This is a genomic window from Leptolyngbya sp. FACHB-8, assembly GCF_014695575.1.
Classification (GTDB): Bacteria; Cyanobacteriota; Cyanobacteriia; order Elainellales; family Elainellaceae; genus Vacuolonema.
On record NZ_JACJOO010000006.1, the window covers coordinates 74,096 to 89,689 of the forward strand.

Consider the following 15,594-nt stretch of genomic DNA (forward strand, 5'->3'; position numbering starts at 1 on the left):
TCAAGCACGTCTTAGAAGACTCTTCTGGACAAACTCGCTCCCACCATATCTGCAATTAATGCCACGATAATCAACGGAGTTGGTAGCACGCATGCTGTTACTTGTTGCCAGCCGCTATGACCAGGCTGCCCAGAGTTTTGTAAACCAATGGGCTGATCACGGAGTAGGGTTGTTGACCAGCCAGGATTTATCTATGAAAGGTTGGCACTATGAACCCGGCAATCCTCAAGAATCTGTAGCAGTAGTCAGTGGACGGAAAATTGCAGTTCACCAGATTCGGGGTGTACTCACTCGGCTTCCGGCCGTAGTTGAGGCAGAATTGCCACAGATCGTGCCGCACGATCGCTCCTATGTCTCTGCTGAAATGACAGCATTCTTAAGCGGCTGGCTCAGCAGCTTGTCCTGTCCCCTGCTTAATCGTCCAACAGCAACCTGTCTCCTTGGGCCAAACTGGTCAACCCAAAATTGGCTTCTAGCTGCGGCTCAATTAGGAATTCCGATACAGCCGATTCATCAAGATATTCGGCTGGGGTCTCTACCTTCTCATTGTGCTACGGCCGGGGATGCTGCTGTTACTGTGATTGGCGATCGCACCCTGGGGGATGCAGACCCTCATCTGCACACTCATGCTAAACGGTTAGCAGCGATCGCAGGTGTGAATCTTCTCACAGCCCATTTTAGTAATCCTACAGCCACTGCAAACCTAATCGGTGCTGAGCCGTGGGCCGATATTACCAATCTAGCGATCGCAACTGCCATCTGGAACCACATTACAGGAGAGCTCTAAATGTCAATCCTGCTTTGGGGGCCAGCCACGGATCCACCCCTGCAATCGGTTTATAACGAACTGCTTCAGTTGGGAGTGCCCACTATTCTGGTGGATCAGGAGCTTGCCTTACAAACATGCTTTCAATGGCAGGTAGAAAACTCCATCCATGCCTTTGTCGAAGTCGGTACACAGAAGATTGAACTGGAGCAAGTGAAGGCCGTCTACCTGCGCTCCTATGATGCCAGCCAACTTGCTGCCGTTGCCGCCGCCGGAGTTGGCAGCTCTGAATGGCAGCATGCGATCGCATTAAATCAAGCCGTCATGACATGGGCAGACCTGTCTCCTGCCCTGGTGCTTAATCGTCCTTCCGCAATGATGGCGAACCACTCCAAGCCATACCAACTGGAACAAATCCGGCGTTCAGGCTTCCGGGTGCCACACACTCTGATCACGACCGACCCGGATGCGGTATTGGCTTTTTGGCAACAGCATGGCGATGTCATTTACAAGTCTCTCAGCGGTATTCGCAGCCGAGTGTCGCGTTTAAGTGCAGCCCATCAGGAACGCCTGGCGAATATTCGCTGGTGCCCGACTCAATTTCAGGAATACATTCCAGGGCATGACTATCGGGTACACGTCGTAGGTGAGCAGATATTTGCCTGCGAGGTAACTTCAAGCGCAGATGATTATCGCTATGCGGCAACGGTAGACGAAGCACCTATCTTACGTCCTGTTGAGCTTCCACCTGAAATCTCCCAACGCTGTCTGGCCCTATCCAGAGAGCTCGATCTACCCTTAGCCGGTATCGATCTCCGCCAAACGCCAGCAGGAGAATGGGTCTGCTTCGAGGTCAACCCTTCCCCTGGCTTCACTTACTTTCAACAAGAAACAGGGCATCGCATCAGTGCGGCGATCGCCCACCTGCTTGCTTCTGCTGTCAATCCACCTGCTCCACCCCCGCTTCCCTCGCCTCTAACTCCCTCATCTCCCCCGTTACCCGTAAATCCTATGAGTTTGTCCTTACAGTTCCGTCCTTTATCCCATAGTTGGGTAGCCCTTCATCCCCGTCCCAAGGGTGTGGTCCAATTTATTGGAGGTGCTTTCTTTGGTACATTTCCAACCCTGTTCTACCGTTTCTTTCTGAGTCAGTTATTTGCTGAGGGATATACCATCGTGGCATTCCCCTTTCGCTTTAGCTTCCGTCACTGGCCCATTGCGGGCAGTCTGTTCAGTGAGCAAGCGCGCTTGCGATCGCTCCTGGCCGAGGAAGCCAAACGACTGGGCTATGAGGCAGATATTTATCACGATGCTCAACACTATAGCTGGGTTGGCCACAGCCTGGGATGTAAGTATATTGCTCTGTTAGAACTACTCAGCGATCCGGAGTGGCAATCACTCCTGCAAACAACTCTTGGAGCCGATGCATTTGAGCGGATTGAGCGATCGCTCAGCACTCCCGGACAAATCATTTCTATCAAAGGGCAGCCTTCATTGCTGATTGCGCCTAACATCAGCGATACAAAAAGTGCTATCCCTTTGCGCTGGTTGGCAAGCAAACTGGATGCACTGAAGCTAGGCGTTTTACCAACCCGTCAACAAACCCAAACATTGATTGAGAAGAGCCAACTATTCAACCTGACAGGCTTGATATCGTTTGACTACGACTCAGTAGCAGGTAGCCAGGTGAATCCTGATCTCAGTGAGAAATACGGCAATGGTAATGATGTTGTCTGGTTTGTAGAACAGTTAAAACAAAAACGATTTCCTCTTCTCACGCAAGAGTTTTTAGGAAAACATTTAGAACCTTTGGGGTTATTCTTCAAACACACCACGTGGAATCCTTTTGGATACTTGAAGCACAATCTCAAGCTGCGTTTTCTCGAAAAGGGCGCTCAGGATTTTCTCAAAGAACTCAATCAAAGAGCAAAGCTGTAATTTGATCTCCGGTTAAAGAACCATAGCAACCGGCCCAATATCGGATACTAACCAGCCAGCACTTTCTTGACGTTGGGAATCTGGCTTGTCTGCTCCCACCACGTGCGTACTTTGGGTGTCTGAGCGGTTATCTTCTCAAATTCGGGAGTTTGAGAGAGATAAGCGAAGACAAATATTACGTAGAAATCGGCGATTGTGAATTGATTGCCAAGTAAGTACGGGCTACCCACCATGAGAGATTCAATTGTCTCGAACGCCTTTTGAGCAAGTGGTACTGCACTGTTGATTTTCTCCTCGTTGGGTGTTCCCCCCTAGCTGGGCACAATTAACCGTTCAATGGCAATAGACCCAATTGCAGGGCCGTACAGGTAATTGTCCACAATACTGGGGACTAATTTTCCCCGTTAAAAATATCAACGCTCTTGAGAGCGTAGTCTACGCCTTATTTTTTGTAAACTATGCAGGCTGAATCAGCTTTATTGGGAATTTTATATTGGCGACGTGTCTGCAAACCGCAGCAGGATTGTCATAAATAACAACTTATCTGTAAGAGTAGAGGCTTGGGTATGGGAGAAATGAAGCTTACACATCAGCAAATTAGCTGTTCTGGGCTACTGCTGGCTTCTACAGTTGGCGCGTTGTCCCTCGTACCCCCCGCAGATGCAGAATCAGTTTCATTTCAAGAATCTAAGCAGAATGATTCCCAAGTCTTGCTGCAACAGCAGGGACGGCTAGAGCAAGGCGATGCCGTTCTTCCATCGGATGGAAGTATTTATGACCAATACACCTTTGATGGTCAAGCAGGACAAGAGGTTACCGTTTCTCTTTCCAGTAACGAGTTTGATACCTATTTAGCCATCCTCGGGCCTGACGGCGATGTGGTTGGCGAAAACGATGATAGTGGCAATAGTACCAATTCAGAAATTACTGTTACCCTATCTGTCACGGGCACCTATACGGTCGTCGCCAACGCCTATGATACTAACGGGCGGGGACGCTACACGGTCATGGTGACGGCTCGCGATCGCGTTGCAACAACACCCCGGCCCGACCCTAGCTCTCCCCCGAGCGATTGTCCGGAATATTCTTATGAAGGATTCTACGCTAGAGTCACAACCCGAGACGGCGATAATGTTAGGGTTCGTGCCACTCCAAATGGTCGCGTGATTGGTTCGATCCCAAGTGGATGGGAAGTGATTGTACAGGAAAGGGATTCAACGGGTAACTGGACAAGAGTGACTTCTCACTATGGTGAGGGGGATATAAATGTCTTCGTGTCTGCTCCAAACTTTGAAAATGGGTGGGTATCAACTGCCTTCTTAACGGATTTGGGATACTCGTGCGATAAACCAAGCGCACCCTGGAGCCTGCTTCAGCCTCAACTGTTTGGCCAACGAGACGCCGTTGTCGGAGAGGACTGGATTGCCAGAGGCGATCGCATTGCTCAGGTTGTCCGAACCAAACAAACGAAAATTCAGTGAGCCAAGTTGCATCGCTTCAACGTATTTTGCAGATCGCGGCCACGACCCCAGGAAACTGGAAACGCTTTCAGGCGGCAGGTTTGCTATCTGCCGATACTGGGAATGGAGCTATCCTCTTAGCGGAGGATTGGCAGGAACGTTTCTTGCATCTACCCGTGGTCGATAAGGGCACTATCCGCCAAAACCCTGGACAATTTCTGGCCTCTGTAGACGACATCGTTTATCGCGGCACGACCAGTGGTACAGAGGGACGGCACTTTGTCTACTTCGCGGATAGCCAGTGGGATAGAATGCGGCTCCAGGCACGGCGGCGTTCCCTTGCATGGTGGGGCATTGACGATACTATTCCCATTATCAATGTTTCCAGTCGGCTGTTTCCGGTGCGCCCCTGTGATTTGGCGATCGCCGGAAAGCCCTCCTGGGAGCTTGTCGATCGCTTACTCGCGCAACTTTCCATGGGTCCGGCAGTGATTCGTGGCTATCCTACTCGCCTTTGTGATATTGCGACTGCCGTGGCGGGGAAAAAGCTTCCGTTTACAATCGCTGTCATTGCTACAGGTGAACTCCTATTCGACTTTCAAAAAGATCTGTTAGAACGAGTTTTTGGGGCTCCCGTCATCAACGAGTATGGTTGCCAGGAAAGCGGAATTTCAGGCTTAAGCTGCCCTGAATTTGGGCGGTTACATTTGGATAGCGATCGCTGTTTCTACGAAAGTATCGATGATCGGGTGGTTACGACCGACCTGTTCAATCAGGTCATGCCGATGGTACGGTATCAGTGCGGTGATGCCTTAACGTTGCATCCTGAACCCTGCCCCTGTGGGCGGCCAGGGCCTACAGCGATTCTTCTAGGCCGCGTGGACGATTGGGTTCCGGCACAGGGGCGCAAGCGCTATGTCGGTGAGGTCGAGATGCCCCCAATACCCGGTATCTCGACCTATCAAGCTATCTGTAGCGCCAACCAAATTACACTACACGTTGTTCCTGAGGTGCCCGATCAATCGCTCAATCTCCAACCCCTAATGGGTTGGGCTGCGGCGAGCTTTGGTCATAGGACAACCCAGGTAACGATACGCGAAGCGACTCTCGCCCCCGCTCCAGGCTGGCAAACCTGTGAGCCATCGGCCTGGATTAATGCCATTACCCAGGGTTCTTGGGAGACCTGGCACCCTCAAGCCAGAATGCCTCAGGGTGAACTCGAAGCTACAGCTCAATTACTCTACCAATTGAGCCATCCTGGTATCCTGAGCATAAACCGTCTTCCCTTATCAACGTGGACGCAGCTTCAAACGGTTCTCCAGCAACCATCCAGCCAAGATGGGGCGATCGCCCAAATTACCGCCCGAATCCTGCTGTTTGCCTGTAGTTTTATGGCACAGGACCCATCTGTGCATCAAATCTATCAAAACGCTATACGACGGTTAACAGGCTCTGTACCTTCATCAGCAGCAGACCCGCCAATCCATACGCTCGACACTCTCATTCCAACGTTATTTCTTCCCACATCAACAGGGTTAGAAATTTGGCAAAACTGGCTCCACACGATGGATCACGATCCCATTCGCCCAGTTTCCAGGTGGTCTGTTGATACTCTGACAATTCAACATCTTCTGCACGCTTTTGAACCTGCCGTACAGCATGCTTACCAGCGATCGCACCCCATGCTTCCAGCTTTGCGGCCCCTGGTGTCTGTGCTACTGGGAGATCTTACTTTCTTCGCGGCTCAGCTGGGGCCGTGGTTGCTGGCTTACTGGTTTGAATTGCTGCACCAACAATCCCTTCCCCCATCCCCATGGCTGCAAGCTCCTGACGATTTTGCCAGAACCTGGCTCACCTGGCGGCAACAATTGCAGAGTGATCCACAAAACGCATCTTTTGCAAGCCTGCAACAGTGGCAAGAATATCGTTCTGAAAAAACAGCGCTCACACCCGAACATCATGAACGCATTCACTTGGAACGAGGTTACGGGTTGTTGGTGCAACAGAAAGCTCTAGAACCCGGTGAGTGGCTTCCTTTGCTTCAGACTCTTCAGCAGCCTCAGGGATTATCTCACCATGAAATTGACCCGACGCCCTGGCATCCTATTTTGAAGGCTCTGGTCAAACCATTATTTACTCAAGGTCATTACGATTTGGCCTATGCCTGTCTCGTTGCATTTAAGCCTCCAAATTCACGGTTTTCGGCCTTTGAACGACTAGCATCTGAGAACAATTACAAACAACCCGTACTTCTTAGACGTTCAATCGCTGAACATTCTATGCTTCAGCCTGACAACTCTGATCTCTCAGTGCAGTAGTGCTTGGCTCAAACTTTTGAATCACAAACTTCTACTTGGCTATGTCTCCTCTACCTCTAACCATCATCATCGAATCTCAAGACGAAACCAGTACGGTGGAGATGAAGAAATGCCTCCAGCCACTTTGGCAGCAAATTGAGTGTGTCCTATTGCTAAGGCACCCTATCACAGGCCAATCCATATCCAACTCTGGATTACCAGATGACGTGAAGTGGCAGTATGTAAACCCAATCGGGATGGATGAGGCGATCGCCCAAATTTCAACACCTTTAGTCGGCTATATTCCGGCAGGTGGCTTACCGGCTTCTCAACTACCTGCCCTTTCCGGCCATTCTTGTATCGCTCCCTGGCTGCTAGAACAGACACTTCCCCTTGAAACAGCTTACGAAGAGGCGATCGCAGGTTTACCCTGGGTTGCCCATACGCATCTTCTGAAAGCTGCCCATTCTATTTATAGTTCTGAAGATTGGACATTCCTCAATTTGGTTCACCATTTGGAGAAACAACAGATTCGTTTTTGCTGGGGAACGGCAAAAGCCAGTATTCAGCATTGGAACGTTGAAGCTGAAAGAAAACGGAATGAGGAAATAACACCCACCGTTCTTGCGCTAATTCCCCACTACCATTGTGAGCGCTGGTTAGCTCAATGTTTGCAATCCTTAGTAGATCAAACTCATCCATTGGATGGCATTGTTGTCATTGATGATGGTTCTGGCGATCCTCCTACCCATATCGTTGAGCAATTTCCGTCTGTCACATTAATGGCCTCAAACCAACGAGTAGGCCCTTATCGTTTGATTCAGCAGGTGATTCAACAGACCCATTACTGGGCCTATCTTTTTCAAGATGCTGATGATTGGTCGAGTTGCGCTCGCTTGGAACGCTTACTTCACGCGGCTACACAAACCGGCGCAGAACTAATCGGTGCCCAGGAACTTCGCATTTTAGAAGAAACCAACATTCTCCCTGTCCGCTATCCTCTGGATGTTAATCAAGCACTGTCAGAAAAACCTGGGCACGGGCTGCTACACCCATCCAGTTTGGTAACTCGCGACCTGGTCCTGCGGCTTGGCGGATTCGCAACCGGACTACAGTTTGGAGCCGATACTGAATTTTTGCTCCGAGCTATCTTTGCTGCGCGGATTGCCAACATCCCAGACTATGCGTACTTTCGTCGCAAACGGCCTGGTTCTCTCACCACTCATCCTGATACAAGTTTAGACTCTCCAGCCAGACTGACTCTCTTGCAAGAGTGTAAAGCACGGGCTAGAGCTAATTACGCAGCTTTAAAGTCAGGCCAAACGCCTGATTTGTCTCCCTTAGTCTGTTCTGGTCCCATTCACTTGGATCACATCACAGGTCCCATTCTCTTTCACAGCTATTCGGAAGCGCACGTATGACCGTCTTTGATGTAATTATCCCTGTCAAAGCACGACCCAGTGTTGTGTTGTGCATTCAAAGTCTATTGTCATCCAAGTGGATAAATCGTATTTTAGTTTGCGATGCAGGCTCTGCTTCTGGAGGCTCTGAGGCACTGGCACAGCTTAACGAGGTCTCATTACACAATGTAGAAAACGTTGATGTATTCCACTTTCCAATGTCAGGCTTCAATAAGGCCAAATTGATCAATAATGGACTTTTGGCGGCAACCGCAGAATTTGTATTGATTTCTGATGCTGACATCCTCTGGAACCAGGAAACACTAGAGGCATTACACAGCAAGACAGTTTCTCAGCATCAGACAATATGTTGTGTTGCCGATGTGCAGGAATCAAACTCAAATACCCTGGCTTTGAGCCGCGATCGCTATACCTACAGCATTACTCATGATTCTCACATAACCCAGCTAAAAATTGAGCCGGTTCGTGAGCTGGGACCCAGTAAACGCCCTGGTTGTGGATTACTTTATGCTCAACGAGCAACTTTGCTTAGCCTCGGAGGATACAAAGAATTCTTTCGGGGATGGGGATGGGAAGATCAAGACTTACTTATCCGGGCTCAGCTTTTGGGCATTGAGGTTACATCCGCAGGAGAAGTTATCCATTTATCCCATGACGACCATCACCGCAATCAATTTCATCACTCTCTATCTCCTGGCGATACGCGAAATTATAATATTTTGATAGCAGCAGCAGCCCTTGCTCAACATCAGTTTCGAGGTAATCTAGCTACTTTAGATTATCCTTTTTTAGAACCCCAAAACTTACAAATTGATTTGCCATACGCATTAAGGAAATGGCTAGATGAACAAATCAGTAAAGGCATCGCTGATCATCCCCTATCGGCAGCGAGAAATACACTTAAAGACACAATTGGAATGGTGGAAACATCAGAAAGACAATGATTATTCTAATAACTTTGAAATTATTTTAGTAGAAGCTAGCGAAACTCCCTCAACATGGATACAGTCAGCTTTTCAATCAGAAAATTTGTCCTACATACACTACCCCTGCAAAGGCACATTTCATAAAACAAAAGCTCTAAATTTAGGACTTAACCTGGCTCAGGGTGAGTTCGTCGTACCCTACGATGTAGATTTGCTTCCTGTAAGGGATGTACTGCTTCAACACCTATGGGTTGCTGAGCGATCGCCAGAACTACTCATCACCGGCTATCGCATCATGTCCAACACCGAAAGCATTGCATTTGAAGAAGTAGCCTCAGTCCTGGAGCAAACATCCATCGCTCCTGAAGACCAACCTACGGCTTTATGGAAACACTTAGTTCTCCATGAGAAATTCGGAATCATGCCCTTCTTCAGGAAGGACAGATTACTCAAAATAGGAGGGTGGGATGAGCAATTTATCGGTTGGGGCGGAGAGGATCAAGATGTTATTGAACGGTATTTAAAGACAGGCTGCCACCTATGTCGTTGTCCTGAGCTTGTCTATCTACATCTCTTTCATCAGCCTGACACTCACTGGACCGAACCCCACATTGTTGCCCAAAACCGTCAGCATTATTACACCAAAGCAAACCCAAATTTCGATGAGGCGTTGCACAAATAGGACGTTGGGTGGTTGGATACATCCCACTTTTGCAGATTGAAATCCCAGTTTTGTTAATGTGGCGGGCGAAGCCCGCCACATTAACAAAACTGGGATGCACCGGGGTGATTTGGTCACTTTGCGGCTAAACCACTCAGGTTAGGGAGGTAATTTCGCTATGGGAAATCTCCTGAGAGCTCAATCACGATTACTGGCCGCAAGTTGGTTTAACCAACTTGTCAACGGCTATAACAGATGATGACTCAGCTGAGCCGTTGTCATACGTTTTGCACTGAAGCTGATTGATTAAGCTATAACCGATCTAATCCCGATATTAAAAGGCAAAAGATTTGCTGTTGTACAATGAACTTAAAATTACGAGCTCTCTACCTACCGCTAATGATAGGGATAGGATGCTTGTGCCTCATAATATCCTGCCAACAGGAACAGAGAGTAAATCAACGAACCGATTCAACGATCGCTTCTCCAACGCCTCAGGTTGAGCAAACTCCTTCATTGCCTATAGTTCCAGCCCAAAATTGGAAAACCGTCCAGTCAGGAGTGGCATGGCAAACCAGACAAGTGGGCATTGATAGCATCGCACTGGTTCGCATCGATCCTGCTCAAGTTCGTATCCGGGTTGCTTACGACCCCCAGGCTCCTAAAAAGTTGAGCGAGTGGGTGAATGTGCTCCATCCCCTGGTTGCAATTAATGGTGGGTTCTTTGAATCCGATTACAGAGCTACTGCCCTCACCATTGCAGACGGGGTTACGTCGGGGGCCTCCTACCAAGGCTTTGGCGGAATGCTAACGGTCAACTCAGACGGAAGAGCTGAGCTCATTTCCCTTATTGATCATTCAGGCTATCCAGGTAAAGACATTCTTCAAGCAATCCAGTCTTTTCCTCGCCTCGTTTGGGATGGAGAAGTCATTCCTGAATTGGATAATGAACAGCGAGCAAGACGAACCGCAGTGGCGATCGATGATACAGGTCACCTTCTGCTGATCGTCAGCGAAATGCCTATGTGGACGTTGGCTGAGTTGGGCCAATGGCTAGCAGATTCTGATTTAGGAATCGTGCGGGCTCTCAATTTAGACGGTGGCCCCTCAACAGGACTTGCAATTCAAGCCCCTGGCTCGACCGTTTTGCTTGATTCTCAAGGGCCACTGCCACAGGTTCTTATGTTCGAGGAAAAGGAGTCCTAACAAAGGTTTTCATATCCACTCCTGACTAGAGGCTTCAAATCTTTAGATGGGATGTGGGACGTACCCCCTTCACATGCCTAGAACACTACCGGCTTAGAACCCAGACATTTCTGTATTAGAGAACAGGATATTTCTATGAGCTACATTATGGTTGATGTAGAGGCTGATGGCCCCATTCCAGGAGATTATTCCATGATTTCCTTTGGAGCTATCGTCGTGGAGCCTTCACTCAACAAAACATTTTACGCGCAGCTACGACCCATTTCAGAAAAATGGATTCCTGAAGCCCTGCAAGTCAGCGGGTTTACACGTGAGGACACACTCACCTTTGAGGAACCGCAAACCGTCATGGAGAAGTTTTCTACATGGATTGAAGCCGAAAGTTCAGGGAGAGCGTTCTTCATTTCGGATAACAACGGCTTCGATTGGCAGTTCATTAATTGGTATTTCCATCATTTCTGCGGGAAAAATCCCTTTGGATATACGTCAAGTAACTTAGGTTCTCTCTATAAAGGTCTTGTGAAAGATACCTTTGTCAACTTTAAGCATCTACGAAAAACAGAGCATACCCATAATGCTTTAGAGGATGCTCGGGGAAATGCGGAAGCTCTCCTACAGCTCAAGGAGGAGTTTGACCTCAAAATTAGCTTGAAGTGATGGTCCCATCATCACTAACAACGTAATAGGTACCGTTTGTGTTGCCCCATGGTTGCTGCTCACTCTCGACATTCGACAACGGATGTTCATCAATTGTGAGGGCATTCTGAAGTTTGGGACAAAATTTGGCTCTACTTAGAGCTTGTCCCAATCAGACAGTACTTTTCCATTATTTTATAGCCGAGAAGTATCTGTATGCATGTTGGAAGGGTGCGATGGTAGCACCCTTAAACTTTCAATGTGGTCACGGTGAGGCCTTTATGAGAAAGGAAACATTAATCAATCTTTAAGTACTTTTCTTAACATTGACTTCATCTTCAAACAAATAGTAGTACACTTCTTGTAGCGAAAGATACTCCCAGGGCTTTCATTTACCGCTTCTTCGAATGGAAACGCCTATGTTGACTTATCCCTGTTTGATCTCTCATGAAGGTACTTGCTACGAAATTCTTGAAATTACTCAAGGTACGGTAGCACTCCGGCCTGTAGGTAGAGGAACCATCATTGCTTACAAGCTATCTGATATGCCAATCAGGTTTGAGATGGAGTGCTCCCTCTCTCGATGAGGGATGGCTACTTTATGGCTAGAGTAACGTTTCAAAATGAGCCCGGAGCCCTGTGATGAGAGTTCTAATTATTGAAGAAGGTTTTAGTGACTGCCCCAATGTGGAGGCTATTTTGCAACAGAGCCACAAGGTGGTCACTGTTGCTACGGTAGAAACAGGATTGAAATTTATTCGAAAAGAAAGGCCAGATATGGTTTTTTGGGGGCCTCATCTAGCAGAGAAACAGGCAGATGCAGTCCTTGCAACACTGTCTGCGTTTAACAACTAACTCACTACGCTATAGTTTTTCCTAGAGCAAACTGAGAGCCATGCAGGCTTAACTCGTCAGGTTAGGTTTTCTACTTGAGGGCAATTACCCCAAATATATACATAAGAACATTGAGAGCGCGTAAATTACCTCAAGGTTTACGCGCCAACTTTCATTCTAGAACAAACGTCTAAAGCTTTCTTTGAAGAGGCTACCGTCGTTTTTTAGGGATGGTATGGCGAAAGGTGATGAAAATGGGAAGATACAAAAAGTTGTTCCCTCTAGCCGTTTTGTTAAAATAAGCGGATGGTTAATTCTTCAGCTTAAGCTGTAATATCATTTTCACATCTACTGCATTACAGGGTTAACGCATCACCGTCAGTGGTTCTACGCAACACTGAGTAAAACATAAACTTATACAATCCTGCACCATGCTTGTAGTGAAGAGAAGCCATCCCGACCTTCTACGCCATCATCAAACTCTCCTACATCGCATCACTCTAAGAATTCGCCAATCGCTGGAATTACAAGAAATTCTAGAAACAACTGTAGCCGAGGTGCGATCGTTTCTGGAAACGGATCGAGTTAAAGTTTATCGATTTCATGAAGATGGCAGTGGCGAGGTGATGGCGGAAGCTATTCAGGGCGATCGCTTACCATCATTGCTTGGGCTTAGTTTCCCGGCCAACGACATCCCACAAGATGCGCGTGAATTATTTACGAAAGCACGCCAGCGAGTGGCTGTTGATGTAGTGGCTCAAACGACAACAGGTCTGAGCTTGCTGAGCTTTCCGGGCCGTAATCCAGCACTTTCATCGGGGGATATTCGTTATCGCCCCGTTGAGCGCTGCCACGTTAACTATTTGACAGCTATGGGGGTGAAATCCTCCGTTGTAGTGCCGATCTTACATGCGGGTAACCTCTGGGGACTGATTATCTCGCACCACACAGAGCAGCGGATTGTAACCGAGGAAGAATTAGAATTTATTGGAGCCGTTGCAGATCAGGTTGAAGTGGCGATCAATCAATCGATGCTGCTCAACCAAGTCCGGATACAGGCGGAGCAAGAGGCAAAGATTAATCAATTCACATTTCGATTACATCAGGGTGCAACAATTCAGTTACAAGCAGCCTTAGAGGAAGCCGTTAAACTGTTTCAAGCCTCTGGAGGGCGGCTGTATCTAATGCCAGGGGCAAAACAACAAGTGGAGGAACTGCTGGTCTGGGGAACACAACCCGTGAGGCCAGTTGGTGATCAGTGCCAGGAGCTAGAACAACACCCAGCCTGGCAGCACTACTTAGAAAAACAATCAATTGCCTCGCTGGAAAATGAACCCGCAAATCCGTACTGCTGGGCCATTAATGATATTTACGAAGAGCCTTTGTTTCACTCTGTCATACCTTGGTTTCAGTTCTCCACGATTCGAGGTGTTCTGATTACTCCTTTGCAGTATAAAGAGCAAATATTGGGATGGTTGACTCTGTTCCGCCATGAGATTGAGACAGAGCAGCTGTGGGCAGGGCCATGTCAGCAAGGTGTACGTCAACCCACCCCGCGCTTATCATTCGAGCCCTGGCGCGAACGAAAGACAGGACAAACCAGAGCCTGGACGGATGTAGAAAAGAAGCTTGCTCAAGCCATTGGTGGTCACCTGTCTACTGCGGTGCAACAGTACCGTCTTTACACCGAGGTACATTCCCTCAATTCCAATTTGGAACATCAGGTGCAGGAACGCACCGCTGAGCTACAGAATTTATTGGAGCAACAGCAGGCACTATCAAACGGCATTGCTAAAATTCGTACTTCTTTAAAGCTAGACGTGATTCTTCAAACAACGGCTGAGGAGGTGTATCGGTTACTGCATGTTGATCGGGTTGTGATTTACCAATTTAATCCGGATTGGAGCGGCAGTGTCATTGCTGAGGCGGTCGGTTCCGACTGGATCAATTTGCGTCAGGCGCAATGGACAAACACACAGATTAGAGCGTATGTAACAAAGAACGATCGCTGTACAGCCAGCAGCTTTCAGACCGCATCAATACCTGAGGTGGATACATATCTTCAGGATACTCAGGGTGGTGACTTTAGCCGTGGTTGCCAGGTCAAACAGGTGGATGACATTTATGCCATGAACTTTCCCACTTGTTACCTTAAGGTTTTAGAGAGCTTACAATGTAGAGCTTATATCATTATCCCCATCTTTCAGAAAAGCCAGCTTTGGGGACTGTTGGCAGTTTATCAGAACGCAGGCCCACGTTTGTGGAATCGCTCAGATGTAGAACTCGGCAGACAAATGGCAGCCCAGCTAGAAGTTGCTATTAAACAAGCCGAGTTATTTAATCAAACGCGATCGCAAACTTACCAGCTTTCCCAAATGCTTGTCGATCTCAAGCAGGCGCAAAGCCAACTAATACAAACAGAAAAAATGTCGAGTCTGGGGCATTTAGTGGCGGGTGTTGCCCATGAGATCAATAACCCCATCAACTTTATTCATGGCAACTTAAAGCCAGCTACAGAATATGCTTATAACTTGCTGGAGTTAGTGGCGCTTTATCAGCAGTATTTACCCAATCCTGATGTAAAGCTTCGTGAAAAATTAGCGGCTGTTGACCTCAACTTTGTGCTGGAAGATTTTCCGAAACTCCTCTCCTCCATGCAGGTTGGCACCGAGCGGATTCGAGAAATTGTGCAATCTCTGCGAATCTTTTCACGTCTTGATGAAGCAGAATTTAAGGCTGTTGATTTACATACTGGTATTGATAGCACCTTGATGTTACTCAAACATCGACTCAAAGCAAATCAGCCCAATATTCAGGTTGTCAAAGAATACGGACATCTACCCTTCGTTGAATGTTATCCAGGGCAACTCAATCAGGTTTTCATGAATCTTCTGACGAATGCAATTGATGCATTAGAAGAACGAGATAAAGAGCGATCGCATGAAGAGATAGTTGAAAATCCTAGCACCATTAAAATTCATACTCAAATGCTTAATGAGCAGTGGGTCAGTATTCGCATTTGTGATAATGGCCCTGGCATGAATAAAAGAGTACACTCTCACATCTTCGATCCCTTTTTTACAACTAAGCCTGTAGGAAAAGGTACAGGGCTTGGCCTATCTATCAGCTATCAAATCATTACAGAACGGCATGCCGGAAATTTAACTTGTCGATCACTGCCATATCAAGGCACAGAGTTTGTCATTGAAATTCCCATCAACCACAGGGATACATATAGCCCTGTGCACGTTGATTAAGTACGGTGGTGTGGGGCACGAAGTGCCCCACACCACCGTTGCTGTACTTAACGCACTTGCACATCGCTATATACTCAATCAGGATTAGAATCTTCTGATGAGCTCGGTGCATCCGGTCGGTAGATCGATGAGTTTAGAAATGTTTGACGGGGAGGCAATCTTGTAGGCATATAACCTGAGCACCCCAATTAC

General features: G+C 47.7%; 11 protein-coding genes. 10 read left to right on the plus strand and 1 reads right to left on the minus strand.

Annotated features, from left to right (window positions below; translation table 11 throughout):
- Window positions 1-91: 91 nt before the first annotated feature.
- Together H6F91_RS00440 and H6F91_RS27430 are read left to right on the plus strand one after the other, a co-directional pair.
- A complete protein-coding gene (locus tag H6F91_RS00440) occupies window positions 92-787 on the plus strand; it encodes a hypothetical protein (protein ID WP_190774287.1) in 696 nt (231 codons plus the stop codon).
- Window positions 788-2,704, plus strand: coding sequence for a DUF1350 family protein (locus H6F91_RS27430; protein ID WP_199307560.1), 1,917 nt, complete (start codon window positions 788-790; stop codon window positions 2,702-2,704).
- A 47-nt stretch (window positions 2,705-2,751) separates the two neighbouring features.
- Here the strand turns inward: H6F91_RS27430 and H6F91_RS28460 are convergent, their stop codons facing one another.
- Window positions 2,752-2,991: a glutathione S-transferase domain-containing protein gene (locus tag H6F91_RS28460; protein WP_347279992.1), complete on the minus strand. Its 240-nt coding sequence runs from the start codon at window positions 2,989-2,991 to the stop codon at window positions 2,752-2,754.
- Window positions 2,992-3,279: 288 nt separating this feature from the next.
- On the opposite strand from H6F91_RS28460, the gene H6F91_RS00460 reads away from it, so the two are divergent.
- The 8 genes from H6F91_RS00460 (at window position 3,280) to H6F91_RS00495 (ending at window position 15,402) form a co-directional block, all read left to right on the plus strand.
- On the plus strand, window positions 3,280-4,185 hold the full coding sequence (locus H6F91_RS00460; protein WP_190774288.1) for a pre-peptidase C-terminal domain-containing protein: 906 nt from the start codon (window positions 3,280-3,282) through the stop codon (window positions 4,183-4,185).
- Window positions 4,182-6,482: a hypothetical protein gene (locus H6F91_RS00465; RefSeq protein ID WP_190774289.1), complete on the plus strand. Its 2,301-nt coding sequence runs from the start codon at window positions 4,182-4,184 to the stop codon at window positions 6,480-6,482. The genes H6F91_RS00460 and H6F91_RS00465 overlap by 4 nt, the downstream gene beginning before the upstream one ends.
- Before the next feature lie 41 nt (window positions 6,483-6,523).
- The gene (locus tag H6F91_RS00470) at window positions 6,524-7,882 is read left to right on the plus strand and encodes a glycosyltransferase family A protein (RefSeq protein ID WP_190774290.1); all 1,359 of its coding nucleotides are present in this window, start codon (window positions 6,524-6,526) and stop codon (window positions 7,880-7,882) included.
- On the plus strand, window positions 7,879-8,826 hold the full coding sequence (locus H6F91_RS00475; RefSeq protein ID WP_190774291.1) for a galactosyltransferase-related protein: 948 nt from the start codon (window positions 7,879-7,881) through the stop codon (window positions 8,824-8,826). Before H6F91_RS00470 ends, H6F91_RS00475 begins: the two co-directional genes overlap by 4 nt.
- Entirely contained in the window at window positions 8,726-9,490 is a 765-nt protein-coding gene (locus tag H6F91_RS00480; protein ID WP_190774292.1) for a galactosyltransferase-related protein, read from the plus strand. Before H6F91_RS00475 ends, H6F91_RS00480 begins: the two co-directional genes overlap by 101 nt.
- Window positions 9,491-9,985: 495 nt before the next feature.
- On the plus strand, window positions 9,986-10,675 hold the full coding sequence (locus tag H6F91_RS00485; RefSeq protein ID WP_190774293.1) for a phosphodiester glycosidase family protein: 690 nt from the start codon (window positions 9,986-9,988) through the stop codon (window positions 10,673-10,675).
- 135 nt (window positions 10,676-10,810) lie between these two features.
- Window positions 10,811-11,332, plus strand: coding sequence for an exonuclease domain-containing protein (locus H6F91_RS00490; RefSeq protein ID WP_190774294.1), 522 nt, complete (start codon window positions 10,811-10,813; stop codon window positions 11,330-11,332).
- 1,244 nt (window positions 11,333-12,576) lie between these two features.
- A complete protein-coding gene (locus H6F91_RS00495) occupies window positions 12,577-15,402 on the plus strand; it encodes a GAF domain-containing protein (RefSeq protein WP_190774296.1) in 2,826 nt (941 codons plus the stop codon).
- Window positions 15,403-15,594 lie beyond the last annotated feature (192 nt).